Origin of the sequence: Xanthomonas sp. PPL134, from assembly GCF_040595915.1 — a bacterium.
GTDB classification, from domain to species: domain Bacteria; phylum Pseudomonadota; class Gammaproteobacteria; order Xanthomonadales; family Xanthomonadaceae; genus Xanthomonas_A; species Xanthomonas_A indica.
On the sequence record NZ_JAMDLL010000018.1, the window covers coordinates 1 to 26,384 of the forward strand.

Genomic DNA, 26,384 nt, shown 5'->3' on the forward strand with positions numbered 1-26,384 from the left:
CGGCTAAACGGCCTGCCGCACTCCGCTCTCACCTACAACGATAGACCCTCATAAGACACAAGCGGCTTCAGCCGCGACCGGGCGTTACCGGGAACGCCCGGTCGCGGCTGAAGCCGCTCCTACGGATTCCGCTGCATGCAGTTGCCTCGCTTGCACCACAGCCTGCAGCGCTAAAACCCCCCGTCCACCGCGATGCATTCGCCGGTGATGTAGCAGGCGCAACCACAGGAACCCGGCCGCAGCCGCCACTTCCTGGCGCTCGCCGCCGCCGGCCTACCACGGCGAGCGCGCGCCTTTGTGGGAGGGACTTCAGTCCCGACGACGTATCGCCCGGGATGCGCCGCAAGACGCCTTCGGCTGGCCGCCGGCAGGCACAGGACCCCGACCGCCGCCGGTCTAACACGGCGAGCGTGCCTTTGTGGGAGGGACGACGTACCGCCCGGGACGCACCGCACTGCGCCTTCGGCTGGAGCCCTGCTCGCACGCCGCCGCCATGCAGCCACCGAACCGTCAGAACCCGTAGCGCAAAAACCCCCCATCCACCGCGATGCATTCGCCGGTGATGTAGCTGGCCGCCGGCAGGCACAGGAACCCGACCGCCGCCGCGACTTCCTCCGGTTCGCCGATGCGGCGCATCGGCGTGCGCTCGATCACCTGCTCGTAGTAGTCCGGATCCGACAGCGGGCCGGAGGTGCGGCGGGTGCGGATGTACCACGGCGCCACCGCATTGACCCGGATGCCATCCTCGGCCCATTCGGCGGCGAGGTTGCGGGTGAGCTGGTGCAGTGCTGCCTTGGTCATGCCATAGGGCGCGCCGCTGCGCACGTGGGTCAGCCCGGACACGCTGCCGACGTTAACGATCGCCGAGGCCGCATGCTGCGCCAGCAGCGGATGCGCGTAGCGCGACAGCTCGAAGGCGGAGAACAGGTTGGTCTCGAAGATGCCGCGCCACTCGTCCTCGGTGTAGTCCACCGCGGCCTTGCTGACGTTGCCGCCGGCGTTGTTGATCAGCAGGTGCAGGCCGTCGGCATGGTCCTCGACCCAGTCCAGGATCTCGCGGCGGTCCTCGTCGTCGGCGACGTCGGCGGCCAGTGCCAGGATCTCGCGCTCGGGGAAGGCGTCGCGCAGTTCGTCGCGTGCGATCTCCAATGCATCGAGGTCGCGCGCCACCAGCAGCAGGTCGGCGCCGAACCCGAGCAGTTCGCGTGCGATCGCCAGGCCGATGCCGGCGCTGGCGCCGGTGATCAGCGCGGTCTGTCCGTCCAGTCGCCAACGGTGCTGCATGCGCGTGCCTGTCTGCTCACGTGAGAGGCGTAGGATGATACCTCCACCCTCGAGGAGGTCGCCGCCATGTCCGCACCACTGCGCAGGATGACGTTGGCATTGCCGTTGCTCGCACTGCTGGCCGCATGCAGGCCGGCGCCGCCGCAACCGCCCGATGCGCCGCCACCGCCGAAGGCCAGCGCGTTGCGCGCCGCCATCGCCCAGCCGCTGGACCGCGCCAGGCAGACCCAGGCCACGCTCGACCGCGCCGCGGCCACGCAGAACGCCGCGCTCGACGCCGCCACCGCGCAATGAAAAACGCCGGCCACGGGGCCGGCGTTGCAGGCACATGCGACGCGCCCGCGCGGGCGCGCCGCCACCGGCTCAGGGCCGGCTCACAGACCGCAGAAGCAGTAGGCCAGCGCCTTCACCGGTGCGCCCGGGCGGGTGTCGGCCGCGTCCTTGACGAAGCGCAACTGGGTGTCCAGCTCCGGCAGGCTGCGCGCCAGCAGGGCATGGCCCAGCGCCGAGTCGCTCAGCATCCACACGCCCAGGCGGCTGCCGGCGAACCCGCTGACGAACTGCGCGAACGGCGTGGCCGGCTTCTCGACGTAACGCACCCGGTACTTGTCCGGGCCGCCCAGCTTGGCGCGCGCGGCGGCATCGGCCACGGCATCCTTGAAGCCGCCGAACGCGTCCACCAGCCCGCGCTCCTTGGCCTGCGCACCGCTCCACACGCGGCCGCGCGCCACCTGGTCGATGGCCTCGACCGACTTGCCGCGCGCCTGCGCGACCTTGCCGGTGAAGTCGGCATAGCCCTTGTTGATCACCGACTGGATCAGCTGGCCCACCGCCGGATCCATCGGCCGGGTCATGTCGAACGCGCCGGCGAAGCGGGTGGTGCCCACGCCGTCGGTATGCACGCCGATCTTGTCCAGGGTGCGGGTGATGTTGGGGATCATGCCGAAGATGCCGATCGAACCGGTGATGGTCGACGGGTCGGCGTAGATGCGATCGGCGTTCATGCTGATCCAGTAGCCGCCGGACGCGGCCAGGTCCCCCATCGACACCACCACCGGCTTGCCGGCGGCCTTCAGCGCCACCACCTCGCGGCGGATCTGCTCGGAGGCGAACACTTCGCCGCCGGGCGAATCCACCCGCAGCACCACCGCCTTCACCGCGTCGTCGTCGCGCGCCTGGCGCAGCAGCGCCGCGGTCGACTCGCCGCCGATGCGGCCGGCCGGCTGTTCGCCGCCGCTGATCTCGCCCGCGGCGACCACCACCGCCACCTGCGGCCGCGAATCCACCGGCGAGCGGCGCAGGTCCAGCTGCTGCAGGTAGCCATCCAGGTCGACGTTGCGATAGCCGGTGTCGGCATCGTCGTCGGCCACGCCGCGCTTGGCCAGCAGTTGCTCGACGTCCTCGCGGGTCTTCAGGCCGTCCACCAGCTTCTGCTGCAGGGCGAACTTGGCCAGGTCGCCGCCGGCGGCGGCCACGCCCTCGGGCATGGTGTCGATGCCGGCGTTGATCTGCTCAGGCGCCAGCTTGCGCGCCTTGGCGATGTCGGCCACATAGCGCTGCCACACGTCGTTCATCCAGAACAGGTCGGCTTCCTTGGACGCCGGCGAGGCCGCGTCGAGCACGTAGGGCTCGGCGGCGGACTTGTACTCGCCGACCTTGAACAGGTGCACGTCCACGCCGAGCTTGTCCTGCAGGCCCTCGCGGAAGTACTGGCGGTAGCGACCCAGCCCTTCCAGGGTCATCGAGCCCATCGGGTCCAGGTAGACCTCGTTGGCCTGCGCGGCCAGCAGGTACTGCCACTGGTTCAGGTTGTCGCTGTAGGCGACGATCTGCTTGCCGGAGCTGCGCAGGTCCTGCAGCGCCTTCTCCACCTCGCGCATCGAGGCGAAGCCGCTGGGCTGCAGCTTGTCCAGGCGCAACGCCACGCGCTCGATCTTGGGATCGGTCTTGGCCGCCTCGATCGCGCGCACCAGGTCGCGCAACTGGATCTCCTGCGCGCCCTTGTCGTTCATCGCCTTGGCCAGCGCGCGGCTGACCGGGTCGGCACTGAACTGCTCGACCAGCTTGCCTTCCGGCGCGATCAGCAGCGTGGTGCGGTCGCGCAGCGCCTTGCCGCCGTCGCCGCGCGCCATGGCGAACACCATCGCCAGCAGGATCAGCAACAGGAAGCCGAAGAACACCAGGTTGAAGATCAACCGGCGGGTGAAGTTCATCACATCCCACAGGCCGACGAAGAAGTTGGCGACGGGGCTGCGACGCACGGGTTGGTTCATGGAAAACTCCGAAGGGAAGGCGTCTTGCGCCTGCGCAGCATACCGGCTGCGTCAGGCGCCGCACATGCGTCTGAAGTCAGGGGGCCGCCGGCGCGGCCAGCAGCCGCGCGCTGCTCCAGCGGAACCGCGCGCCCATCATCACCGCCGCCGCGGTCAGGCCCAGGATCAGGCCGATCCACATGCCCTGCGGCCCCCAGCCCAGCCACAGGCCGAGGCCGGCGCCCAGTGGCATGCCCAGGCCCCAGTAGGAGCACAGGGCCAGCAGCATCGGCACGCGGGTGTCCTTGAGGCCGCGCAGCGCGCCGGCCGACAGCACCTGCAGGCCGTCGGGGAACTGGAACGTGGCTGCGTACAGCAGCAGCGTGGAGGCCAGCGCGGCCACCGCCAGGTCGCTGGTATAGATGCCGACGATGGCGTCGTGGCCGAACAGCAATACCAGCGCCGACAGCGCCTGGGTGCCGAGCACGATCGCATAGCCGGCCCAGGCCGCACCGCGCACGCCCACCGCGTCGCCGGCACCGGCCGCGCGGCCGACCCGCACCGTGGTCGCCTCGGCCACGCCCATCGGCACCATGAAACACAGCTGCGCCACGTTGATCGCGATCTGGTGCGCCGCCGCCGGCACCTCGCCGAGCCGCGCGATCAGCAGCGCGGTGACGATGAACAGGCCGCCTTCCATCAGGATGGTCACGCCGATCGGCAGGCCGGTCTTCAGCAGCCCGGCGATCGCGCGCAGGTCCGGCGCCTCGAACTGCGCGAACAGGCGCAGCGGCGCGAAGCGCTTGGACCGCGCCAGGTAGAGGGCGAAGCACAGCGCCTGCGCCCACATCGTGATCGCCGAGGCCATGCCCAGGCCGCCGGCGCCGTGCTCGCGCAGGCCCCACAGGCCGAAGGTCAGCGCGTAGCCGAGCGGGGCCAGCAACAACAGGCCGCCGAAGCCGAGCAGCATGGTCGGCAGGGTCCAGTGCATGCCTTCGCTGAGGTAGCGCATGCAGAAATACAGCACCAGCGCCGGCACGCCCCAACGGATCGCGTGCAGGAAGTCGCGCGCGCCGGGCACGATCTCCGGGGCGATGCCCAGTTGCGGCAGCGCCATCGGCATCACGCTCAGGAACGCGAACATCAGCAGGCCCAGGCCCAGCGACAGCCACAGCGCCTGGCGGAACAGCGGCCCGATCTGCGCCTGGCGCTTGGCGCCGTCGAGCTGCGACACCGAGGCGGTCAAGGCGATCAGGGTGCCGATCGGGATCATCATCGGCAGCCACAGCAGAGCCGTGCCGACCGTCACCGAGGCCAGCGTGCGGGTGCCGTGGTGACCGGCGATCACGTTGTCGACGAAGCTGATCAGGCCGGTGGAGACGTGCCCCAGGACCAGCGGCAGGGCGAGCTGCGCAGTGGTGCGCAGTTCGCGGCCCCGGACCGTGGCCGGGGTGGAAGACGAAAACATTGCAAGACTCTGGCGATCTCGCCACTGCGGCCGCGCAGACAGCGCCGGACACCGGGTGGCGGAGTCCGCGCATTCTACCCGCTGCGACGGATGGCTGCTGGGAGCCACGCCCCGCGGCTGGGATCAGGCACCCACGAAAGCCAAGCGCAGCGCGCGCCTCAACGTGCGGCGCGCTGCTTCAGCCAGGCGCCGCGGCTGTCGGCGGCCTGGGCGAGCAGGTCGCGGCGCAGGGCCGCGCGGTCCTGCGGCGGGGTGCGTTGCGACAGCAGTGCCAGATGCTCGCGCTGATCCGCCGGCAGGCTGCGCAGCACGCCCAGCAGCGCCTGCCGCTGCGCCGCGGGCACGTAGCCGAGCAGCGGCTGCAGCGCCCAGAACTCGGCGCCCAGTTCCGGGCCGAGCAACCAGCCGTGGCGCTCCAGCGCGTCCATCTCGGCGAACTGCGCATGCAAGATGTGCTGCTGCTCGATCGGCAGGCCGGCAAAGGCCGCGGCGACCTGGCGCAGGCGCGCCTGCGCCGCCGCGGGCAGCGCGTCCCAGGCGGCCTGGCGCGCGCGCAGCTGCGCCGGGGTCAGCGCCGGTGGCGCGCTCGCCGCTGCGGCGGGCGCGATGGCCGGGGCCACGGCGGCGGCGGCGGCGGGCGGGTTTTCGGCCGCTTCGGCCAGGTCGGCGGCGCTGGGGGCGCTGCGCTCGATCCGCGGCGGCGGCGCACCGGCCGCGTACCACGCATAGAAATCCAGGTCGTAGATCGCCGGTTCCGGCAGCGGCGCCGGCGGGTCGGCCGGTAGCGGCTTTGCGCTGGCGGTGTCCGACTCCGGCGGCAGCACTTCCACCTGCACTGGACCGGTATCGCCCAACGCCAGGCTCGCGTCGCTGCCGCCGGCCGCGGCGGCGGCACGGGACCGATGCCAAGGCAGACGGTCCCAGAACACGGTCCCGACCAGGGCCAGGACCACGACGGCGATCACCGCACCGGCTAGGCGCGTGCGCAGGGCCGAGCGCGCGCCGCGGCGGCGCGGACGCGCGGCGGCCGTGTCCGTTGCCGGGGCCGGGGTCGCCGCCGGCGGGGCCGTGCTGCCGGCGATCGCCGCATCGCGCAGCTGCGCCAGGGCCTGCAGCCGTACCGGCGGCAGGTCGCGCAGGCACTGCTGTGCCGCATCGGCCAGCGCGCGCCAGCCCGCCGCATCCGGACGCCCGTCGGCATCGCGCGGACAGGCCCGCGCCAGCGCCTGCTGGTAGTCCTCGGTGGACAGCTGCAGCACCTGCGCGGCGAGCGGCTCGTCCAGCCCGGCCACGATACGCAGCAGCAGCGCCAGGCGGTCGGCCGGCTGCAGGGTGCGCAGGTGCGCCAGCGGCGCCGGCCAGGCGCCCCCGGCAGCCTCGGCCTGACGCAGGGTCGGCACCGCGCCGAGCAGCTTCCAGAACCGTAGCGGCCAGTCGGCCATCGGCAGGGCCGCGGCGTGGCTGCGGAACGCCCGCATCGCCGCCGCCAGGGCCGGCATGCCGCGTTCGGGCCGGCCGCTCTGCAGGTCGGCCAGGACCGCGGCGCGGCGTTCGATCCCGCGCAGGAACGCGGCCAGGGCGGGCGGGGCGGCCACGCCGTCGGAAGGGGACGTGGCGGTCATCGGAACTCCATCATCGGCGCGATGATAGCGAGGCCGCCGCCGCACCGCGCGCTTGACAGCGAGGCCGCGATCGGCTCACTGGCGGCCGTCGCGACGGCGGGTTGTGCACAGCACCGGAAATTGGCCCGGGACAGGTCTTGTCAAGCCCCCGCGAAACCATGTTGCATCTGTGTTTCACGGCCAACTTGTTGTTCTGCAAGCAATAAATGCGATTGGCGCTTTTTTGTCCAACTCGTGGCAGAGGCTTGTGAGTCCGTCTTCACGGCGTGGAGCATGCCCGTCATACACAGCTTTATCCACAGCAGATGTGGATAAATTCGATTCTCCAAGCGCGGCAGCTATTTACGACCGGTTTATCACTTTGCAGGCAGCAATCGCGCGCAACTCCCGGCACCCGGGACCCGCTTGCCACGGCCGCTAGGGCGTGTCACCAAGCCCCGAGCATGCCGCGCCGCGATTGCGCGTGCCTGTGGCAAGGAAGAGCGAGGACGTGGACGTGCGTCCACGCCCGAGCGATGACGCGGCCACGGGCGCGCGCAACCGCGGCCCTTCGGGTTGGGTCTGGCAGGCGGCACACTCGGGAATTGGTGGCACGCCCTAGACTAGGTGGATGCCCTCCCCCGCCGCCACGCTCCGCGTCGCCCTGCCCGTGCCGCTGCCGCACCTGTTCGACTACCTGCCGCCGCCCGGCGACACGGTCGCCGACGGCGATGTCGGCCGCCGCGTGCAGGTGCCGTTCGGCAACCGCGAACTGAGTGGCGTGGTGGCCGCGATCGGCCAGGTCGAGGACGCCGACGGCCTGCGCGCCGCGCTGGCCTGGCTGGACCCGACGCCGTTGCTGCACGGCGAACTGGCCGAGTCGCTGCGCTGGCTGGCGCGCTACAGCCACGCGCCGCTGGGCGAGGTACTGGCCACGGCGTTGCCGGTGCCGCTGCGCCGTGGCGAGCCGCTGCCCGACACCCACGCCTGGGCCTGGCGCCTGACCGAGGCCGGCGCCAGCCACCGTGCCCGTCCCGGCACCCGTCCGCATCGCTTCGCCGCGCTGCTGGCGGCCGGCGCCATGGACGAGGACCGGCTGGACCAAGCGATGGACGACTGGCGCAGCGCCGCGCGCGCGCTGGCCAAGCGGGGGCATGCCGAACGCATCGCGGTGCCGGCCAGCGCCGCGGCGCCGCAGCCGCAGCCCGGGCCGGTGCCCAATGCCGAACAGCAGGACGCCATCGACGCGGTGGTCGCCGCTGCCGGCTTCGCGCCGTTCCTGCTCGACGGCGTCACCGGCAGCGGCAAGACCGAGGTCTACCTGCAGGCGATCGCCGCCTGCCTGGCGCGCGGCCGCCAGGCGCTGGTGCTGGTGCCGGAGATCGGCCTGACCCCGCAGACCCTGGCACGCTTCCGCGCCCGCCTCGGGGTACCCGTGCATGCGCTGCATTCCGGGCTCAACGACAACGAACGCGCCCGGGTCTGGGCCGCCGCCTGGCGCGGCGAGGCGCAGGTGGTGGTCGGCACCCGCTCGGCGGTGTTCGTGCCGCTGCCGCGGGCCGGCCTGATCGTGGTCGACGAGGAACACGACGGCAGCTACAAGCAGCAGGACGGCATCCGCTACCACGCCCGCGATTTCGCCCTGGTCCGCGGCAAGGCGCTGGACGTACCGGTGCTGCTGGGCAGCGCCACGCCGTCGCTGGAAAGCCTGCACAACGCCGCCAGCGGCCGCTACGCGCACCTGCGCCTGACCCGCCGCGCCGGCGACGCCAAGCCGCCGACGGTGCGCGTACTCGACGTGCGCAAGCGCCCGCTGCAGGACGGCCTGTCGCCGGAGGTGCTGGCCGGCATCGGCACGGCACTGGCCGAAGGCGGCCAGGTGCTGGTGTTCAAGAACCGCCGCGGCTATGCGCCGGTGCTGCTGTGCCACGACTGCGGCTGGACCGCGCCGTGCCAGCGCTGCAGCACGCCGCTGCACGCCACGCCGATGACCGTGCACGCCGGCGGCCGGCGCCTGCAATGCCACCACTGCGGCGCGCGCCAGCCGGCGCCGCTGGCCTGCCCGGATTGCGGCAGCCTGGCGCTGCAGCCGCAGGGCATCGGCACCGAACGCCTGGAAGAACGCCTGGTGCAGGCATTCCCGGACGTCCCGGTGCTGCGCATCGACCGCAGCACCACCCAGCGCCGCGACGCGCTGGAGACGCAACTGGCCACGCTCGGCAGCGCGCCCGGCATCCTGGTCGGCACGCAGATCCTGGCCAAGGGCCACGACCTGCCGCAGCTGAGCCGGGTGGTGGTGGTGGGCATTGACGAAGGTCTGTTCTCGGCCGATTTCCGCGCCAGCGAGAAGCTGGCGCAGCAGTTGATCCAGGTCGCCGGGCGCGCTGGTCGCGCCGCCCGCCCGGGCGAGGTCTGGCTGCAGACCCACCACCCCGCACATCCACTGCTGCAGACCCTGGTCCACGGCGGTTACCACGCCTTCGCCGCCGCGGAACTGGAGCAGCGCGAGGCCGCCGGCTTCCCCCCGTTTGCGCACCTGGCGCTGCTGCGCGCCGAGGCCAAGCAGGTCGAACACGCCAACGCCTTCCTCGCCGCCGTGCGCGCGTTGCTGCCGGTGCAGGACGAGGTGCAGCGCTTCGGCCCGATGCCGGCGCCGATGCCGCGCCGCGCCGGCTTCCAGCGCACCCAGTTGCTGCTCTCGGCCAGCACGCGGCGCGCGCTGCACGCGTTGCTGGACACGGCGGTGCCGGCGATCCACGCGCTGCCGCAGGCACGGCGGGTGCGCTGGTCACTGGATGTGGATCCGCAGGATCTGTACTGAGGCGGGTACGTCACGCCCAAGACACCCGCCACAACGTCGACCAACGTCGCCAAGCCGATGATGTGCCCGTCGCGCATGGATGAAGCTGCAGATCGCCACACTCCAATGCGTGATTCCATTCCGCGCGATTCCGCGCGATCCGGTTCCGTAGGAGCGGCTTCAGCCGCGACGAGGCGTTACCGGGAAAGCCTGTCGCGGCTGAAGCAGCGCCTACGAGGCAATGGCGTGTGTTGCCAGCGCGCCGCAAAGGGAGTGCCCAGAGATTGCCTGAAAGCCGTTTCAAACGAGCAGCGCCTCAACGTGGCGAAGCAATCGCTGCCCCTGCAGGCGACTGCAACGCCCTTGCGTTTCGCTCAACCCGCCAGGCCCAATGCCTCCACCAATTGCGTGCGCAGCGCGGCGCTGTCACCGGCTTCCACGCAACGCCACGCGCCATCGTCCGCGGCCAGGCCGCAGGCGGCGGTGGCGATCACCGGTTTGCCCAGCGCCATGGCCAGCAGCAGCCCGCGCGGCTGCTGTTCGATCCAGGCCGGCAGCAGCACCAGCGTGGCCGCACGCACGCCCTCGGCCATCGAGGCGACGCGCTGCACGTCGACGCCGTTCCAGAAGTCCGGCGTTTCCTGCGCGCCGGGCGGCAGCAGCAACAGCAGCGGCAGGCCACGTAACGCTTCGCGCAATTCGTAGGCGCCTTTGCGCGCCAGCGCCGAGGCTGCCAACAGCACCCGCGGCGCGGTGTCCGCGATGGCGACCGTATGCCCTGCCGCGACCGCCGCGAGCGGCGGCCGTTGCCATGCCAGCGCGAGACCGCGGCTGCCGGCCAGCGCCAGCAGTTCGCGGTGCGGCGTGATCCAGTGCCGCGCCTGCGCCAGTGCCGCGCGCTCGGCGGCGACCAGCGCCGGATCGGCGCGGAAATCGCGCAGGGTGGGGCTGTGCGGATGCCGCTGCGCGGCCACGTCCAGGCGCGCCTGCAGCAGGTGCATCGGCAAGGCGGTCATGTACACGTCCCAGCGCCGCCCCTGCAGTTCGCCGGCCAGCCACAACTCCGGCAACAGGCTCTGCGGCACCACCAGGTCGACGTCGCGTGCGCCCAGCCGGCGCCGCAGCGCCTGCAGGCGGATGCGCTGCGCGCGCTGGCGCGCCTGCGGCAACGGCATGCCGCGCCACAGCCACCAGCGCCGCATCAGCGCGGCGTGCACCGCCGCGGCACTGGTGCGCGGCAACGCCAGCACCCGGTCGCCCGGCTTCCGCCGGCGCTGGCGGTCCTCGACGAACTCCGGCCAGTCCTCGTCCACCAGCCAGGTGCGGTGCAGGCCCTCGGGCACCGCCGCCACATGGCGATGGCAGGCGCTGCGGCCGCAGCGGGTGCAGTCGTTGGCGGCGTCGACGCCGGCGGGCGCGGTGCGGCGCTGCAGCGGCGGCAACGGCAATGCCGCCGGCGCCGCGGCACCGCCGCGGATGCGCACGTGCAGCGCCTCGCCGTCCAGCCACACCTCCAGCCGCCACGGCGCGGCGGCGCGCAGGCGCAGGTCCACGTAGTTCCAGAACACCACCGCATCGCGGTCGCGCTCGGCCAGGGAGCCGGCAATCACCTGGGTGTGGCGATGCCGCTCGACGATCTCCAGGCCCTGCCGCAGCGCCGCGTCGTAGATCGCATTGGACAGCTGGCACAGGCCGCCGCCGATCGACGGCACCAGGCAGCCCTCGCGCAGTTCGCGGCCGGCGACGAAGCCGCGACGACGCGTGGCACGGCCCAGTTGGCGCCAGAAACTGAAGGTCGCCCCGGCCGGCACTTCCACGCCGTGCAGCACACGCGCGGCCAGGCGCAGGTTGTGGATCTTGCCGGCCACCAGCTGCGCTGCGGTCTCCTCGGTGTTGGGCCACAGCGCGGTGACCGATTCGGCGCAAGCGGCATCGGCGATCGCCAGGCCGCCATCGCGGCGATGCCGGCGCGGGCCATCGCGCAGATCGTCCAGCGCGCGGCGCAATTGCAGCGCGCGGGTCTTGGCCCAGAACAGCAGGCTGCGCCAGCGCGACGGCAGCGGCGCCCGCAGCGGCACCGAAGCGCGCGGCTTCACTGTCGCTGACATGACCGTGCGTTTTCTCTGTCGCTGACCGCGCTTGGCATCGCGCTACTATACGAGCATGCAGGTCCGGCCTTCGACGATCGCGCAGCGCCCCATCGGCAGCGCGCGTTCCGGCGGATCGGTGCGCCGCGCGACTGCCACGCGACCGCCGCGCCGACACCGGACGCCTCCTCTCCCCTCCCCCTTCTGGAGTCCTGCATGGACGACACACGCGTGCCGCACCTGATCGTGATCGGCGGCGGCTTCGCCGGCTTGTGGGCCACCCGCGCCCTGGCCAAGACGCCGTTGCGCATCACCCTGATCGACCGCCGCAACCATCACCTGTTCCAGCCGCTGCTGTACCAGGTCGCCACCGCCGGCCTGTCGGCGCCGGACATCGCCGCGCCGCTGCGGCAGATCCTGCGCCACCAGGACAACGTCGAAGTGCGCCTGGGCGAAGTGGTCCACATCGACAAGCAGGCGCGGCAGGTGCGCCTGGCCGATGGCCAGGCCCTGGACTACGACTACCTGTTGGTCGCCACCGGCGCCACCCATGCCTATTTCGGCCACGACGACTGGGCGGCGCACGCGCCGGGCCTGAAGACCCTGGATGATGCGCTGCAGTTGCGCCGGCACCTGCTGCTGGCGTTCGAGCGTGCCGAAGCGGAAACCGATCCGGCCGCACGCGCGGCCTGGCTCAGCTTCGCCATCGTCGGCGGCGGCCCCACCGGCGTCGAGCTGGCCGGCACCCTGGCCGAGATCGCCCGGCACACGCTCAAGCACGAGTTCCGCCGCATCGACCCGGCCGAAGCGCGGGTGCGGCTGATCGAGGCCGGCCCGCGGGTGCTGTCCTCCTTCCCCGAGCACCTCTCGGCCAAGGCGCAGAAGCAGCTGGAAAAGCTCGGGGTGGAAGTGCTGACCGGGATACCGGTCGCCGACATCGACGCCAGCGGCTACCGGCTCGGCAGCACCTTCGTGCCGGCGCGCACCGTGGTCTGGGCCGCCGGCGTGGCCGCTTCGCCGCTGGCGAAGACCCTGCAGACGCCGCTGGACCGCAGCGGCCGCGTGCAGGTGCAGCCGGACCTGAGCGTGCCCGGCCATCCGGAGCTGTTCGTCGCCGGCGACCTGGCCGCGGTGCAGCAGGCCGACGGCCGCCCGGTGCCGGGCGTGGCGCCGGCCGCCAAGCAGATGGGCCGGCACGTCGCCGATACCCTGCGCCGGCGGCTGCGCGGCGACGCCCGCAGCACGCCGTTCCGCTATGCCGACTACGGCAACCTGGCCACCATCGGGCGCATGGCCGCGATCGTGCACCTGGGCCGGCTGCAGCTCTCCGGCGTGCTGGCCTGGTGGTTCTGGCTGGCCGCGCACGTGTTCTTCCTGATCGGCTTCCGCAACCGCGTGGTGGTACTGCTCAACTGGGCCTGGGCGTATTGGAGCTACCAGCGCGCCGCACGCATCATCCTCGGCGACCCGCCCGAGGCGGAGGACACGCAGGCACAGGCCGCGCCGCCCGCGGACAGGTGACACTGCAGGACGGGGCTGCGATCCTAGCCGGCCTTTTTGCTGCGGCGCAGTCCCCGTCTTGGCGACCTTCCTGTTCCTGCTCGACCTGCTGGGCACCTTCGTGTTCGCGATCAGCGGCGCCACCGTCGGCGTGCGCCATCGCCTGGACCTGTTCGGGGTGCTGGTGCTGTCTTGCGCGGCCGCGGTCTCCGGCGGCATCGCCCGCGACGTGCTGATCGGCGCCACCCCGCCGGCAGCGCTGGCCGACGTGCGCTATCTCGGCGTCGCCTGCCTGGCCGGGCTGCTGGCCTTCTACCGTCACCACACGGTCGAGCGCCTGCGCAATCCGGTGCAGATCTTCGATGCGATGGGCCTGGCGCTGTTCGCGGTGTACGGCACCAGCAAGGCGCTGGCCTTCGGCCTCGGGCCGGTCAGCGCACCGCTGCTGGGCATGCTCAGCGGCATCGGCGGCGGCATCGTCCGCGACCTGCTGGTGGCGCGTACGCCGGTGGTGCTGCAGGCCGAGCTGTACGCGGTGGCGGCCCTGCTCGGCGGCGGCGTGGTCGCCGCGGCGCAGGTGCTGCACCTGCCGCAGCCCTGGGGCCTGGCGGTCGGCGCGGTGCTGTGCTTCGGCCTGCGCTTCATGGCGATCCGCTACGGCTGGCACCTGCCGGTGGCGCGTCCGCCGGAGTCGTAGCTCGGCCGCTGGTACGGGTGCACTTGTGCACTCGGCAGGCGCCAGTCCGCAGTGGCCCAGCGACAAAAAGAAAGGCCCGGCAATGCCGGGCCTTTTCGCGCAATGCAAGCGATCGCCGCAGGCGACTCAGGCGACGAACAGCGCCTTCATCTTCTTCAGCGCGTTCGCCTCGATCTGGCGGATGCGCTCGGCCGACACGCCGTACTCGTCGGCCAGTTCCTGCAGGGTGATCTTGCTGTCGGCATCCAGCCAGCGGCGCTTGATGATGTCGCGCGAACGCGCATCCAGTTCCGCCAGGCCTTCGCGCAGCAACTGCAGCTGGTTGTCCTCGCTGTCGGCGCGCTCGTAGGCCTGCGAGGGATCTTCCTCGTTGGCCATCAGATACGCGGCCGGCGACGGCGGCGCGTGGTCGTCGTCCTCGTCGGACGGCGCATCGAAGCCGATGTCGCGACCGGACAGGCGCGACTCCATCTCCATCACCTCGCGCTCGGACACGTTGAGGTCCTTGGCCACCGCGGTGACCTCGGCCGCGTTCATCCAGCCCAGGCGGGTCTTGGACTTGCGCAGGTTGAAGAACAGCTTGCGCTGCGCCTTGGTCGTGGCGACCTTGACGATGCGCCAGTTCTTCAGGATGTACTCGTGCATCTCGGCACGAATCCAGTGCACCGCGAAGCTGACCAGGCGCACGCCCATGTCCGGGTCGAAGCGCTTGACCGCCTTCATCAGGCCGATGTTGCCTTCCTGGATCAGGTCGCCCAGCGGCAGGCCGTAGCCGTTGTAGCCGCGGGCCACGTGCACCACGAAGCGCAGGTGGGAGTGGACCAGTTCGCGGGCCGCGTCCAGGTCTTCCTGGTCGCGATACCGCACCGCCAGTGCATGTTCCTCGTCGGACGTCAGCACCGGGATCTGGTGCACGGCGCCGATGTAGGCATCCAGCGAACCGAGCGGACTGGGGATCGGGAGGTTGTTGGCAACCAATGCGTTGGTAGTAAGAGTCTGGCTCATAGGGCTCATCTTAGCAGTCTACTAATTGGACTGCTGGGTACAGTAAAAAGTTCCTGTGTTCTGTTTATGCAACATTCGACTCAGGAATGGCACTGCATCACAAGCCATTGAAACAATCGGGGTCGGCATCATCGTCCCGCTATCTGACCGCCAAGCTAGCATTCGGTTCGCGAAAATGGCGTCCACGGCCGGCGACAGCGCCGTTGCGTCCACCCGGGGTTCAGGCGCCGCGCAGGGCCGCCTCCAGTTCGGCGCGCGGCGGCAGGCTCCAGTCGATCGGGGTGGCGCCGCGCCGTCGCAGGTATTCGTTGGCCGCCGAGAAATGCTTGCAGCCGAGGAAGCCGCGGTGCGCCGACAGCGGCGAGGGGTGCGGCGCCTTGAGCACGCGGTGGCGACGGGTGTCGATGACCTTGCCCTTGGCCTGGGCGTAGCTGCCCCAGAGCAGGAACACCAGGCCCTCGCGTTCGCGGTTGAGGGTCTCCACGACGTGGTCGGTGAAGCCCTCCCAGCCCTTGCCCTGGTGCGCGCCGGCGCGGCCTTCCTCCACCGTCAGCACCGCGTTGAGCAGCAGCACGCCGCGCTGCGCCCACGGCAGCAGGCAGCCGTGGTCCGGCCGGCGGATGCCCAGGTCGTCCTCGATCTCCTTGTAGATGTTCAGCAGCGACGGCGGCACCGGCACCCCGGGCAGCACCGAGAAGCACAGCCCGTGCGCCTGGCCATAGCCGTGGTACGGGTCCTGGCCGAGGATCACCACCTCCACCCGCTCGAACGGGGTGGCATCGAAGGCGGCGAAGATCTGCCGCCCCGGCGGGAATACCCGCGCACCGGCGGCCTTGCGCTGGCGCAGGAACGTGGCCAGCTCGCGCATCTCCGGGCGCAGCAGCCAGTCGCCGACCTGCGCCTTCCACGACGGCTCCAGTTGGATCCGGCTTTCGTCTTCGTTGTTGCTCATCGCTTCCAGGCTCGGGACATCACATCGGTCAGAAGGTCACCGCGATCTCGTCGAGCCGGGCCAGGCGCAGCTGGAACAGCACCTTGGTGACCAGCAGGCGCTCTTCGATCGGTTTCTGCACCAGGTCGTTGGCGCCGGCGCGCAACAGCTCGGACTGGGTGTGCGGATTGCTGTCGCCGGTCATCACCAGCACCGGCATGCGCCGCTTGCCGTAGGCGAAGTCGACGCGGATGCGCTGGACCACGTCGCGGCCGTTGAGTTCGCCCTTGAGGGTGACGTCGGTCAGCACCAGGTCGATGCGCCGGGTGGTGCGGCCCAGCGACTCGGCGGTGAGCAGGGCGAACGCGTCCTCGGCGCTGAGCACGTGCACCACGTGCAGGTGCTGGCGTTCGAGCATGCGCTTGGTCGCCTCGGCCACCACCCGGCTGTCCTCGACGTAGAGCACGGTGGCGCCGGCCACCGGCTGCGGCTGCACGTAGCCGCGGATGAAGGTCGCCAGCGCCTCGTGGCCAAGCGCCTTGTCGAAGTAGTCGGTGACGTACTCGGTGAAACGGCGCTCGACCAGGTGCTGCTGGGCGTCGCCGGAAACCACGATCACCGGCACGTAGGCCTGGCCGGCGGCCTCGCGCACGCTGCGCGCCAGGGTCAGGCCGTCGCCGTCGGGCAGCCCCAGCGAGGTGGTGACCAGGTCGACCGGGCCGGCCTCCAGCGCGGCGCGCGCCTCGGCGATGCTGGCGCAGCCGACCACGGTCACGTCGGGCAGTTCGCGGTGCAGCACGTCGGCGATCAGCTTGCGCACCAGCTTCGAGCCATCGACCACCATCACCCGCGGGGCGGCGCTGATCAGATGCTTGAGCTCGTGCCCGGCCATGTGCGCCTCAGGTGTCGGTGGGCCGCGTCTGGCGCAGGAAGTGGCCGGTCACCAGCCAGGCGCCGAGCCAGCCCAGCAGCAGGGTGCCGAGCAGCACCAGCCCGGCGTGCAGCGCGTCCAGCCCGTGCAGCACGAAATGGCTGCCGTAGCTGTCGGCCAGCGCCGCCAGCGGCTGGCCCAGGGCCATCCCGGAGGCGGCGAGCAGGCCCAGCGCCAGCACCCCGGCGCCGAAACCGTACCAGGCGCCCAGGTACAGGAACGGGCGGCGGATGAAGCCGTCGCTGGCGCCGAGCAACTGCAGCACGCCGATCTCCTCGCGCCGCGACTGGATGTCCAGGCGCACGGTGTTGCCGACCACCAGCACCGCACCGGCGCCGAGCAGCAGCGACAGCACCTGCACCAGGCGTTCGCCGAAATGCAGCCAGCCGTCCAGGCGCTTGCGCCACAGCGCGTCGTGCTGGACCAGGTCGGCCTGCGGCAGCGCGGTCAGCGCGGTCGCCAGCGGGGTGTCGTCGGCCGCGGCCGGGGTGACGATCAGCAGCGTCGGCAGCGGGTTGTCCTGCAGCGCGTCCAGCGCTTCGCCGAGGCCGGCGCTGTCGCGCAGCTCGGCCATGCCCTCGGCCGGCGTGCGCAGCGTCACCGCGGCCACGTCGCCACGGCCGCGCAGGGTCTGCGCCAGCGCCTGCGCCGCGGCGGCGTCGACGTCGGTCTTCAGGAACACGTTGATGTCGCGCGACTGCTGCACGCTGCCGGCGAACTGCTTGAGGTTGTCCAGGGCGATCGACAGGCCCAGCGGCAGGGTCAGCGCCAGCGCCATCACCGCCATGGTCAGCAGCGTCGCCCACGGCTTGCGCATGGCGCGGCCGAGGCTGTAGACGATGCTGTGCAGGTGGTGGTCCCACCACACGCCCAGCCGCGAGGGCGCCGCGGCGCCGGCATTGCGCGCGCTCATTCGGCCAGGTCCTGCGGCGAGATGTCGTCGACCAGGCGGCCGTGGTCCAGGATCAGCACGCGCTTGCGCATCTGCTTGAGCAGGGCCAGGTCGTGGCTGACCACCAGCACGCTGGTGCCGCGCGCCGGCAGTTCGGCGAACAGTTGCATGATTTCCGCGGCCAGGGTCGGATCGAGATTGCCGGTGGGTTCGTCGGCGACCAGCAGCCGCGGCTCGCCGACCATCGCCCGGGCGATGCCGACGCGCTGCTGCTCGCCGGCCGACAGCTGCGAGGGCAATGCCTTCTCGCGGTGGCCCAGGCCCATGCGCTCGAGCACCGAGCGCACGCGCTTGCCGATCTCGGCGCGGCGGGTGCCGCGCAGGATCAGCGGCAGGGCGACGTTCTCGGCGATGCTGCGGTCGGTGAGCAGGCGGTGGTCCTGGTAGACCACGCCGACCTCGCGCCGGTGCAGCGGCACGCGGCGGCCGCGCACCTTCAGCAGGTTGCGCTCGCCGAACAGCACGGCGCCGCGCGAGGGCCGCTCGCTCAGGTGGATCAGCTTGAGCAAGGTGCTCTTGCCGGCACCGGAATGGCCGGTGACGAACAGCATCTCGCCCTCCTCGACCTCGAAGCTGACGTCCACCAGGGCCGCGTGGCCGCCGGCGTACTGTTTGCTGACATTGTCGAACCGCAGAACGCTCATCCGGCGATTATGCCGGAGCGGCTGGGGTATTCGTCCACCGCGCGCGTCGCACGCGGCGGACGGCCGGCCCGGCTCAGGAGCTGGACACCAGCGAGCGCAGCTTGCGGCCCAGGCGGGTCAGGAACGAATCGTTCTTCGCCGCCGCGCCGCGCTCGGCCTGACGCGCGGCCTTGACCGGGGTGGCCACGACCTGCACCGGCTTGGCCGGGGCCGCGGTCGCCGGAGCGGCGCTGCCGTTGCCGGCCGGTGCACCCTCGGCACCTTCCAGCGGGCGCCCGCCGCGACGGCGACGGCGTTTGCGCGGCGGACGCTCGCCCTCGACCGCGGGCGCTGCGCCCTCGGCCGGCGCAGCACGCGGCGGCTTGGGGGCAGGCGCCGGCGCGGCGGCAGCCGGCGCAGTGCCGTCGGCCGCCGCGGCCGTGGCCTCGGCCGGACGCGGCGTGCGCGGACGCCGCGGCTTGCCGTCGGCGCTGCGCGACTCGCCACGGCCGCCTGGGCCGCTGCGGCCGCCGCCGGGCTTGCCGCGACCGCCGCCACGACGCTGTTCGTCGGCTTCGCGCTGGGCGCGGGCTTCGCGGAAGATCTCGCCGATGCTCTCGTCGCCGTCGGCCTCGGCGGCCTCGCCCTCCACCGGCGCGCGCGGGGTGCGCGGCAGCGCCACCAGCAGTTCGGCGGTGACCGGCTCGACCGGGATCTTCTGCTCGATGTAGGCCTCGATGTCCGGCAGGCTCATCGCATAGCGCTCGCAGGCGAAGCTGATCGCGTCGCCCTCCTCGCCCAGCCGCGCGGTGCGGCCGATGCGGTGCACGTAGTCCTCGGCGTCGAACGGCAGGTCGTAGTTGTAGACGTACTTGACCCCGTCGATGTGCAGGCCGCGCGCGGCCACGTCGGTGGCCACCAGGATCTCCAGTTGGCCCTTCTGGAAGCGGTTGAGCAGGGTCTCGCGCTTCTTCTGCGGCACATCGCCGGACAGCACGCCGACCCGGTAGCCATTGCGCTCCAGCGCGCGCGCCACGCGCTCGACGAACGCCTTGGTGTTGACGAACACCATGGTCCGCGCGCCCTCGCTGCGCGACAGCAGGCCCAGCAGCAGGGTCAGCTTCTCCTCGTCGGAGGGGAAGTAGATGCGCTGGCGCACGCGTGCGGCGGTGATGCTCTCGGTCTCGACCACGAGCTTTTCCGGCTCGTTCATGTGCTCGTAGGCCAGCTCCAGCACGCGGTGGCTGAGGGTGGCCGAGAACAGCAGGGTCTGGCGGGTGCCGCGCTCGGGCATGCGCCGCAGCAGGAAGCGGATGTCCTTGATGAAGCCCAGGTCGAACATGCGGTCGGCTTCGTCGAGCACGCAGATCTCGCAGGCGTGCAGCGACACTACCTTGTGCTGCTTGACGTAGTCGATCAGGCGGCCGGGGGTGGCGATGATCACGTCCACGCCCTGCTGCAGCAGTTCGCGCTGCTTGTCGTAGTCCACGCCGCCGTAGACCAGGGCGAAGCGCAGGCCCAGCTCGGAGCCGAACTTCACCGCGTCCTTGTGGATCTGGATCGCCAGTTCGCGGGTCGGGGCCAGGATCAGCGCGCGCGGATCCTCCGGCTTGCGGTCGGCCAGCGCCGGGCGGCTGAGCAGGCGGTTCATCACCGCCACCAGGAACGCCAGGGTCTTGCCGGTGCCGGTCTGGGCCTGGCCGGCCACGTCGCGGCCGGGAAGGGCCACCGGCAGGGTCAGCGCCTGGATCGGGGTGCAGCGGGTGAAGCCGGCGCTTTCGAGCCCTGCGAGCAGCGCAGGATGCAGGTCGAACGCGGAAAAAGTCACATCGGTCAGCGGTTTGTCGCTCATCATTCCATCTTCGTGAGGCCACCCCGCCCGAAGCGTAAGGTCGCGGCTTGCATCGGTCCCGGCAGCGTCGCACACTGGCGTCTTCCATGCCGGGTCGCGCGACAGGGGGAATCCCTTGAGTTCGCCGCGCAATGCCCCAGTTTACCGCAATGCGGCGGCCACCCGGTCCGGCCAGTCGCATTGGCCCAGGAGAACCCTCAAAGTGAGCGACAAGGTCCTTTACGTCGGCGACGCCGATTTCGATGCCACGGTGCTGCAGTCCGACGAGCCGGTCCTGGTGGACTTCTGGGCCGAGTGGTGCGGCCCGTGCAAGATGATCGCGCCGGTGCTGGACGACCTCGCCGACGCCTACGACGGCCGCCTCAAGGTCGCCAAGGTCAACGTGGACGAGAACCGCGCCACCGCGATCAAGTACCACGTGCGTTCGATCCCGATGCTGCTGCTGTTCAAGAACGGCCAGATCCAGGCCACCCAGATCGGCGCGGTCGGCAAGGGCCAGCTGACCCAGATGATCGACAAGACCCTGGGCGGCAGCGCCGCCTGACGCCTGCTGCCGGCGCCCGCTCCGCCACCGGAGCGGCGCCGCGGCACCCCGGCCGGCCTTGCGCCGCCGGCGGCTGAATCGCCCGCCAACGCCTGCTTGCCGTGCTTGCGCGGCGGTGATAGTGTCGATGCATCCGGTGGCATTCGCACACCGCACCCCCTCTGGAAGATTCTCTCCCAGACCTCCTCCCAACCCCGTATGCCCCCACGCTGGGCGCTCGCACTCTTAGCGAGGAACACCACTTGTCCGATCACACCATGTCCGAACCCGGGAGCGCCGACGCCCCCGCCGAGAAGCGCGTGCGCAAGCCGCGCGTCAGCAAGGCCGCGAGCGGCGCGGAAGGCGCCGCCGAGCACGGCGCGCCGGCGCAGCCGACCCTGCCGCTGAACCCCGCGCCGGCCCAGGCCGAGGCGCCGCGCGCCGCAGCGCCGGAGTCCGCCCCGGCCCCGGCCGCGAGCGGCAACCAGAGCCACGGCGGCGGCGACGCGCCGGCCCCTCAGGGCGGCGGCCAGGCGTCCGACGGCGGCGAGCCGCGCGAAGGCCGTGAGCCGCGCGACGGCGGCAACAACAACCGCTTCAACAATCAGAACCAGAACAACCAGAACAACCAGCAGGGCAACCGCCGCGACCGCTTCCGCAATCGCCGCGACCGCGACCGCAACCAGCGCGGCGGCGACCGCTTCCAGGACAACGGCCTGCCCAGCGACAACGGCGGCAACGAGCCGTTCGTGCCGCGCCCGCACGCCAGCGTGCCGGAAGGCTTCCCGATCTACTCGCTGAGCGACCTGAAGAAGATGCCGGCGCAGAAGCTGCTGGACATCGCCGAGCAGCTCAATATCCAGGACGGCGTGGCCCGCGCGCGCAAGCAGGACGTGATCTTCGCCCTGCTGAAGGTGCTGACCCGCCACGGCGAAGGCGTCGCCGCCGACGGCGTGCTGGAAATCCTGCCGGACGGCTTCGGCTTCCTGCGCGCGGCCGAGGCCAGCTACCTGGCCGGCCCGGACGACACCTACATCTCGCCCAGCCAGATCCGCCGCTTCAACCTGCGTACCGGCGACCACCTGTCCGGCCGCATCCGCTTCCCGAAGGACGGCGAGCGCTACTTCGCGCTGTCGATCGTCGACACCATCAACGGCGAACCGCTGGAAGCGAGCAAGAACAAGGTCCTGTTCGAGAACCTGACCGCGCTGTTCCCGCGCAAGCGCTTCACCCTGGAGCGCGGCAACGGTTCCTCGGAAGACATCTCCGGCCGCATCCTCGACCTGATGGCGCCGCAGGGCAAGGGCCAGCGCGCGCTGATCGTGTCCCCGCCCAAGGCCGGCAAGACCATGCTGATGCAGCAGGTGGCCACGGCGATCACCACCAACCATCCGGACGTGCACCTGATCGTGCTGCTGATCGACGAGCGCCCGGAAGAAGTGACCGAAATGCAGCGCACCGTGCGCGGCGAGGTCATCTCCTCGACCTTCGACGAGCCGGCCGCGCGCCACGTGCAGGTCGCCGAGATGGTGATCGAGCGCGCCAAGCGCCTGGTCGAACACAAGAAGGACGTGGTGATCCTGCTCGACTCGATCACCCGCCTGGCCCGCGCGTACAACAACGTGGTGCCGTCCTCCGGCAAGGTGCTCAGCGGCGGCGTCGACGCCAACGCCCTGCACCGCCCGAAGCGCTTCTTCGGCGCGGCGCGCAATGTCGAGGAAGGCGGCTCGCTGACCATCATCGCCACCGCGCTGGTGGAGACCGGCAGCAAGATGGACGAGGTGATCTACGAAGAGTTCAAGGGCACCGGCAACAGCGAAGTGCACCTGAACCGCCGTATCGCCGAGAAGCGCGTGTACCCGGCCATCGACATCAACCGCTCCGGCACCCGCCGCGAGGACCTGCTGATCGAGCCGGAACTGCTGCAGAAGATCTGGATCCTGCGCAAGCTGCTGCATCCGATGGACGAGATCGCGGCGATGGAATTCCTGCTGGACAAGATGAAGAACACCAAGTCCAACGACGAGTTCTTCGGTTCGATGAAGCGCTGAGTCCAGCGCCGGTTCGACCGCAACGCCCCGCTTCGGCGGGGCGTTCGCGTTTATGGCGGCGGTGCGGCGCTACCTGCGCCTGACCGCGCGGGGTCCGACGGTCTTTCGACGTGGCCGCGGGTGAGATGGGCGGCATTCGCCCCGCCGCGTCCGCCGCCATGCACACCACTGCCACGACCGCCGTCAGCAAGGTCGCTCCGGTCACCCTCGGCTTCTGGGTGATGAAGATCTGCGCCACCACCCTCGGCGAGACCGGCGGCGATCTGCTGTCGATGACCCTGGATGTCGGCTATGCGCTGAGCAGCGTGCTGCTGCTGGCGGTGTTCCTGGTCTCGCTGTGGGCGCAACTGCGCGCGCGGCGGTTCCAGCCGTGGCGGTACTGGTGGGTGATCCTGACCACCAGCACCGCCGGCACCACGCTGTCGGACTATATGGACCGCAGCCTGGGGCTGGGTTACGCGCAGGGCACGCTGCTGCTGGTCAGCCTGCTGGCCGCGGTGCTGGCGACGTGGTGGCTGTGCGAACGCAGCCTGTCGGTCGCGCGGATCGGCAGCGGCCGCGCCGAGGCCTTCTACTGGCTGGCGATCCTGGTCTCCAACACCCTGGGCACCGCGCTGGGCGATTACCTGGCCGACAGTTCCGGGCTGGGCTTCGCCGGCGGCACGCTGCTGATCGCGGCGTTGCTGGCGGCGATCGCCCTGGCCTATGCCTTCACCCGCATCTCGCGCACGGCGCTGTTCTGGGCGGCGTTCGTGCTGACCCGCCCGTTCGGCGCCACCCTCGGCGATCTGCTGAGCAAGCCGGCCGGCAAGGGTGGCCTGGACCTGGGCACGGTCGGCGCGTCGTTGCTGCTGGCCGGGCTATTGCTGGCGGTGCTGGTCGTCTCGACACGCCGCCGCGACGACGAACGCCGCGCGGCGCGCTAGCGTCGACCGGTCGCCGACCCAGGCCACCTGGCCGTCCCGGCCACCAGGCGACAGGCGGTCGCCGCTCAGCCGCCCTGCAGCGGCGTCAGCAGGCGCGGGCCGGCGCCGTCGGCCATGTACACGCCACCGGCCGGCAGCAGGTCCGGCGAGAAGCCGGTCGCGTCTTCGCCGGTGATCCAGGGAGCGCGCTGGCGCGGGCCGGGGATGTAGCTCATCCAGCGGCCGTAAGCCGACGGCGCACCCTGGCGGGACTGGTCGAGCAGCGCGTAATCGACCGGCACGCACACGGTCCAGTAAGGCGCATCCACGTCCTTGCCTTCGCTCGGCGGGCGGAAGGTCCACTTGCGCGCCGCACCCAGCGCGCTCTTGCCCAGCACGTCGCGCAGTTGCTGCATCTGCCGCTCGGACGCCACCACGCGCAGGTTGACCTGCTCCACCGCGGCGTCGGCGACGCGACCATCGCGGCCCACCTTGAGCACCAGGTATGCCGATCCCGCGGCACCGACGCTGTAGGCGGCTTCCGGATAGGTCGGCGGCTTCATCTGGATCGAGGTGACCACGCTGCGGTCGTTGGGATCGTAGTGGCTGAAATCGGCGCCGCGGATCTCGACCTGGTAGTCGTCGCCCTGCTGGCGCTTGGCGACCAGGCGCAGGGTCATCGGCGCACGCGCCGGAACGGGCTTGCCATCGCGCATGCCGGGCGCGAACGTCCACTGCATCACGGTGCTGCGGACGAAATCGACCACGCCCTTGGGCAGACGCTCCTGCTGGTCCAGCGCCAGCGCCGACACCTTGCCGCTGGGCTCGATATCGATGGTCCCGCTCACCAGCATGCTGCTCTCGATCTGCTTGCGCACCGCGCCGGGACCGACCCCGTCGGCGGCGACGGCGACGGCGACGGCGGCAAATGCCAGCAGCAGCAGCGACAGCAGGGCGCTCCAGCGCCGCCACGAACAGAGAGATCGACGGTGCATCGCGCATTCCTTTGCCTGAGATGAGGCGCCGATTACACCGCAGTGGCGGCCCACCGGCAACTCAGGCCAGGCGCAGCGCGTCCGGGTAGGGCGGCGCGTCCGGATAATCGTCCTCGCGCAGCCGCGCCTGCAGATCGCGCCACCATTGCGGATCGAACAATTCGCCATGGGCATGGCGCACCGCCTCCAGCGAAGCGGCAGGCAGGCCCATGAACATCGCGAAGCGCTCCGGGAACACGTCGCGCGGGGCGACGTGGAACCAGGGTTCGGCGGACATCGCCTCCTCCTCGTTGCGCGGCTGCGGCCAGTCGCGGAAGTTGCAGTCGGTGACCAGGCACAGTTCGTCGTAGTCGTAGAACACTGCCCGGCCCTGCCGCGACACGCCGAAGTTCTTCAGCAGCATGTCGCCGGGGAAGATGTTGTTGCGGGCCATGTCCTTGATCGCCTGCGCGTAGTCGAGCGCGGCCTCGCGCGCGGCCTCGGCGCCCTGCTCGCGCAGGTACAGGTTCAACGGGCGCAGGCGCCGCTGCACGTAGCACAGCTCGACGATCAGGTCGTCGCCGTCCTCGCGCAGGCTGCGCGCGCAGCCCTCCATCAACTCTTGCAGCAGCGCCGGGGCGAAGCGCACACGCGGGAAGCGCAGCGAACGGTACGGCTGCGCGTCGAGCAGGCGGCCGACCCGATCGAGGTTGAACACCAGCGCATACTTCTCCTCCACTTCCTCGCGGCTCATCGTCTTCGGATAGGCGAAGCGGTCGCGGATCAGCTTGAACACCAGCGGATAGCTGGGCAGGGTGAACACCGCCATGACCATGCCCGGCGTGCCCTCGGCATGCACCAGTTGTTCGTTGGGATGCGCCTGGAAGTGGCGGAAGAAGGTGCGGAAGCGTTCGGTCTTGCCCTGCTTGGCGCGGCCGAGCATGGTGTACAGCTCGTCGATCGGCTTGTGCGGCAGCAGGCTGCGCAGGAACACCACCGCATCGCCGACGGTGGACAGGTCGGCCTGGAAATAGCTGCGCGAGATGCCGAACAACTGCGCCACGTCGTTGCGCTTGGTCAGCACCGCTTCGGCGCGCAGGCCCTGTTCGTCGTTGACCAGGGCGATCACGCACGGCGAGAAGCGGTGCTCGCCGAACACGCGGCCGATCAGGTAGGCGCGGCGCTCGCGGTAAAACACCGTCTCCAGCAGTTCGATGCCGCGTACCGGATTCTCGCCCCAGTGGGCGAGGTCGTCCTGCAGCCGCACCGCGATGGCGGCCGCGCAGCGCGTGCGGTGCGCGTACGGCACGTCGAACGGATAGTCTCCGAGCACGCGCACGAACGCGTCCACCGGCCGCGCCTCGGACACCACGTAGTTGTGCCGTGCCACCGGATGCGTAATGGCGTCAGTGGGCTCGATGTCCAGCGCCACGAACTCGATCTGCGCATCCACGCCCTGGGTGCGGAAGAAGCGCCGGGTCAGGGTGTTGTAGAAGGTCTTGTACAGCTCCTGGTCGATCAGCGCGGCGATCAGTTCGGCGTAGTGGTCGCGTGCGCGGATCCACAGCGCACGATCGTGCGCCTGGCCGAGCAGCACCGCGCGCAGGCGCAGCATGCATTCGGCGATGCACTGGTCGTACAGGGCGATGCGTTCGATCGCATCCTCGCGCGCCGCGCTCCAGTCGCGCGCCTCGAAGCGCTGGCGCGCACGCGCGGAGATCTGCGCGAAGCGCGCGTGGTAGTCCTCGAATGCCTCGAAGACGATGCGGCCGATGACCTGGGCACGGCGTTCGGACGGCAGCGGCAGCGGCGTGGACGGCATGCCCGCAGTGTACCCAGGTGGCGGCGTCAGGCGGGCGCCGGGCGGAGCCGGCGACGCATCCAGGAAAACCACCAGCGCCTGGATACTGCCAGGATCTGCGTCATGGACATCTCCAGCGACCTATTT

20 protein-coding genes are annotated in these 26,384 nt (G+C 71.0%); 7 read left to right on the plus strand and 13 right to left on the minus strand.

Going from position 1 to position 26,384, the window contains the following annotated elements; translation table 11 throughout:
- Positions 1-510: 510 nt before the first annotated feature.
- Positions 511-1,284, minus strand: a complete 774-nt coding sequence (locus tag M3U25_RS19130) for an SDR family oxidoreductase (RefSeq protein WP_355503523.1) — start codon at positions 1,282-1,284, stop codon at positions 511-513.
- An 87-nt stretch (positions 1,285-1,371) separates the two neighbouring features.
- Here M3U25_RS19130 and M3U25_RS19135 point away from each other — a divergent pair, with 87 nt between their 5' ends.
- Positions 1,372-1,578, plus strand: coding sequence for a hypothetical protein (locus M3U25_RS19135; protein ID WP_355503530.1), 207 nt, complete (start codon positions 1,372-1,374; stop codon positions 1,576-1,578).
- Positions 1,579-1,658: 80 nt separating this feature from the next.
- Here the strand turns inward: M3U25_RS19135 and sppA are convergent, their stop codons facing one another.
- The 3 genes from sppA to M3U25_RS19150 all read right to left on the minus strand — a co-directional run bounded on the left by sppA (position 1,659) and on the right by M3U25_RS19150 (position 6,626).
- Complete coding sequence (gene sppA, locus M3U25_RS19140) at positions 1,659-3,557, minus strand: signal peptide peptidase SppA (RefSeq protein WP_160945578.1); 1,899 nt, start codon at positions 3,555-3,557, stop codon at positions 1,659-1,661.
- A 76-nt stretch (positions 3,558-3,633) separates the two neighbouring features.
- Positions 3,634-5,004: an MATE family efflux transporter gene (locus tag M3U25_RS19145; RefSeq protein WP_242160007.1), complete on the minus strand. Its 1,371-nt coding sequence runs from the start codon at positions 5,002-5,004 to the stop codon at positions 3,634-3,636.
- Between the two features lie 158 nt (positions 5,005-5,162).
- A complete protein-coding gene (locus M3U25_RS19150; RefSeq protein ID WP_355503520.1) occupies positions 5,163-6,626 on the minus strand; it encodes a hypothetical protein in 1,464 nt (487 codons plus the stop codon).
- A 610-nt stretch (positions 6,627-7,236) separates the two neighbouring features.
- Between M3U25_RS19150 and M3U25_RS19155 the strand changes: the two genes are divergently transcribed.
- On the plus strand, positions 7,237-9,426 hold the full coding sequence (locus tag M3U25_RS19155) for a primosomal protein N' (protein ID WP_355503518.1): 2,190 nt from the start codon (positions 7,237-7,239) through the stop codon (positions 9,424-9,426).
- A gap of 353 nt (positions 9,427-9,779) precedes the next feature.
- Here the strand turns inward: M3U25_RS19155 and M3U25_RS19160 are convergent, their stop codons facing one another.
- Positions 9,780-11,513, minus strand: a complete 1,734-nt coding sequence (locus tag M3U25_RS19160; protein ID WP_355503516.1) for a VanW family protein — start codon at positions 11,511-11,513, stop codon at positions 9,780-9,782.
- Between the two features lie 195 nt (positions 11,514-11,708).
- Between M3U25_RS19160 and M3U25_RS19165 the strand changes: the two genes are divergently transcribed.
- A complete protein-coding gene (locus M3U25_RS19165; RefSeq protein WP_355503514.1) occupies positions 11,709-13,013 on the plus strand; it encodes an NAD(P)/FAD-dependent oxidoreductase in 1,305 nt (434 codons plus the stop codon).
- Between the two features lie 58 nt (positions 13,014-13,071).
- A complete protein-coding gene (locus M3U25_RS19170) occupies positions 13,072-13,689 on the plus strand; it encodes a trimeric intracellular cation channel family protein (protein WP_355503512.1) in 618 nt (205 codons plus the stop codon).
- Positions 13,690-13,815: 126 nt separating this feature from the next.
- Here M3U25_RS19170 and rpoH read toward each other — a convergent pair whose 3' ends face one another.
- From rpoH to rhlB, 6 genes are all read right to left on the minus strand, one after another.
- Positions 13,816-14,694 carry an RNA polymerase sigma factor RpoH gene (rpoH, locus tag M3U25_RS19175; RefSeq protein ID WP_355503510.1) on the minus strand — a complete coding sequence of 293 codons (879 nt, stop codon included), beginning with the start codon at positions 14,692-14,694 and terminating at the stop codon, positions 13,816-13,818.
- A 220-nt stretch (positions 14,695-14,914) separates the two neighbouring features.
- Positions 14,915-15,646, minus strand: a complete 732-nt coding sequence (ung, locus tag M3U25_RS19180) for a uracil-DNA glycosylase (protein WP_019796062.1) — start codon at positions 15,644-15,646, stop codon at positions 14,915-14,917.
- A 28-nt stretch (positions 15,647-15,674) separates the two neighbouring features.
- A complete protein-coding gene (locus M3U25_RS19185) occupies positions 15,675-16,517 on the minus strand; it encodes a response regulator (RefSeq protein WP_160965925.1) in 843 nt (280 codons plus the stop codon).
- A 7-nt stretch (positions 16,518-16,524) separates the two neighbouring features.
- Positions 16,525-17,469 (minus strand): permease-like cell division protein FtsX, encoded by a 945-nt coding sequence (ftsX, locus tag M3U25_RS19190; protein WP_254460239.1) that lies wholly within the window; start codon positions 17,467-17,469, stop codon positions 16,525-16,527.
- The gene (gene ftsE / locus M3U25_RS19195) at positions 17,466-18,152 is read right to left on the minus strand and encodes a cell division ATP-binding protein FtsE (protein ID WP_242159999.1); all 687 of its coding nucleotides are present in this window, start codon (positions 18,150-18,152) and stop codon (positions 17,466-17,468) included. Before ftsE ends, ftsX begins: the two co-directional genes overlap by 4 nt.
- A gap of 73 nt (positions 18,153-18,225) precedes the next feature.
- On the minus strand, positions 18,226-19,983 hold the full coding sequence (gene rhlB / locus M3U25_RS19200) for an ATP-dependent RNA helicase RhlB (RefSeq protein ID WP_355503507.1): 1,758 nt from the start codon (positions 19,981-19,983) through the stop codon (positions 18,226-18,228).
- A 202-nt stretch (positions 19,984-20,185) separates the two neighbouring features.
- Here rhlB and trxA point away from each other — a divergent pair, with 202 nt between their 5' ends.
- The 3 genes from trxA (at position 20,186) to M3U25_RS19215 (ending at position 23,483) form a co-directional block, all read left to right on the plus strand.
- Entirely contained in the window at positions 20,186-20,527 is a 342-nt protein-coding gene (gene trxA / locus M3U25_RS19205; protein WP_017908556.1) for a thioredoxin TrxA, read from the plus strand.
- 242 nt (positions 20,528-20,769) lie between these two features.
- A complete protein-coding gene (gene rho, locus M3U25_RS19210; protein WP_355503504.1) occupies positions 20,770-22,557 on the plus strand; it encodes a transcription termination factor Rho in 1,788 nt (595 codons plus the stop codon).
- A 125-nt stretch (positions 22,558-22,682) separates the two neighbouring features.
- Positions 22,683-23,483 carry a hypothetical protein gene (locus tag M3U25_RS19215; RefSeq protein ID WP_355503528.1) on the plus strand — a complete coding sequence of 267 codons (801 nt, stop codon included), beginning with the start codon at positions 22,683-22,685 and terminating at the stop codon, positions 23,481-23,483.
- Between the two features lie 65 nt (positions 23,484-23,548).
- Here the strand turns inward: M3U25_RS19215 and M3U25_RS19220 are convergent, their stop codons facing one another.
- Together M3U25_RS19220 and aceK are read right to left on the minus strand one after the other, a co-directional pair.
- Positions 23,549-24,457, minus strand: a complete 909-nt coding sequence (locus M3U25_RS19220) for an energy transducer TonB (protein ID WP_355503502.1) — start codon at positions 24,455-24,457, stop codon at positions 23,549-23,551.
- A gap of 61 nt (positions 24,458-24,518) precedes the next feature.
- Positions 24,519-26,258 carry a bifunctional isocitrate dehydrogenase kinase/phosphatase gene (gene aceK / locus M3U25_RS19225; protein WP_355503500.1) on the minus strand — a complete coding sequence of 580 codons (1,740 nt, stop codon included), beginning with the start codon at positions 26,256-26,258 and terminating at the stop codon, positions 24,519-24,521.
- Between the last annotated feature and the right edge of the window lie 126 nt (positions 26,259-26,384).

What these genes read in the sequence shown, in the direction of transcription:
- rhlB (WP_355503507.1), bottom strand. Translation starts at nt 19,983, where the DNA reads ATGAGCGACAAACCGCTGACCGATGTGACTTTTTCCGCGTTCGACCTG.
- M3U25_RS19155 (WP_355503518.1), top strand. Translation starts at nt 7,237, where the DNA reads ATGCCCTCCCCCGCCGCCACGCTCCGCGTCGCCCTGCCCGTGCCGCTG.
- sppA (WP_160945578.1), bottom strand. Translation starts at nt 3,557, where the DNA reads ATGAACCAACCCGTGCGTCGCAGCCCCGTCGCCAACTTCTTCGTCGGC.
- M3U25_RS19135 (WP_355503530.1), top strand. Translation starts at nt 1,372, where the DNA reads ATGACGTTGGCATTGCCGTTGCTCGCACTGCTGGCCGCATGCAGGCCG.
- M3U25_RS19215 (WP_355503528.1), top strand. Translation starts at nt 22,683, where the DNA reads ATGGGCGGCATTCGCCCCGCCGCGTCCGCCGCCATGCACACCACTGCC.
- M3U25_RS19130 (WP_355503523.1), bottom strand. Translation starts at nt 1,284, where the DNA reads ATGCAGCACCGTTGGCGACTGGACGGACAGACCGCGCTGATCACCGGC.
- M3U25_RS19160 (WP_355503516.1), bottom strand. Translation starts at nt 11,513, where the DNA reads ATGTCAGCGACAGTGAAGCCGCGCGCTTCGGTGCCGCTGCGGGCGCCG.
- rpoH (WP_355503510.1), bottom strand. Translation starts at nt 14,694, where the DNA reads ATGAGCCAGACTCTTACTACCAACGCATTGGTTGCCAACAACCTCCCG.
- M3U25_RS19185 (WP_160965925.1), bottom strand. Translation starts at nt 16,517, where the DNA reads ATGGCCGGGCACGAGCTCAAGCATCTGATCAGCGCCGCCCCGCGGGTG.
- M3U25_RS19150 (WP_355503520.1), bottom strand. Translation starts at nt 6,626, where the DNA reads ATGACCGCCACGTCCCCTTCCGACGGCGTGGCCGCCCCGCCCGCCCTG.
- M3U25_RS19220 (WP_355503502.1), bottom strand. Translation starts at nt 24,457, where the DNA reads ATGCACCGTCGATCTCTCTGTTCGTGGCGGCGCTGGAGCGCCCTGCTG.
- aceK (WP_355503500.1), bottom strand. Translation starts at nt 26,258, where the DNA reads ATGCCGTCCACGCCGCTGCCGCTGCCGTCCGAACGCCGTGCCCAGGTC.
- M3U25_RS19165 (WP_355503514.1), top strand. Translation starts at nt 11,709, where the DNA reads ATGGACGACACACGCGTGCCGCACCTGATCGTGATCGGCGGCGGCTTC.
- ftsX (WP_254460239.1), bottom strand. Translation starts at nt 17,469, where the DNA reads ATGAGCGCGCGCAATGCCGGCGCCGCGGCGCCCTCGCGGCTGGGCGTG.
- M3U25_RS19145 (WP_242160007.1), bottom strand. Translation starts at nt 5,004, where the DNA reads ATGTTTTCGTCTTCCACCCCGGCCACGGTCCGGGGCCGCGAACTGCGC.
- ung (WP_019796062.1), bottom strand. Translation starts at nt 15,646, where the DNA reads ATGAGCAACAACGAAGACGAAAGCCGGATCCAACTGGAGCCGTCGTGG.
- ftsE (WP_242159999.1), bottom strand. Translation starts at nt 18,152, where the DNA reads ATGAGCGTTCTGCGGTTCGACAATGTCAGCAAACAGTACGCCGGCGGC.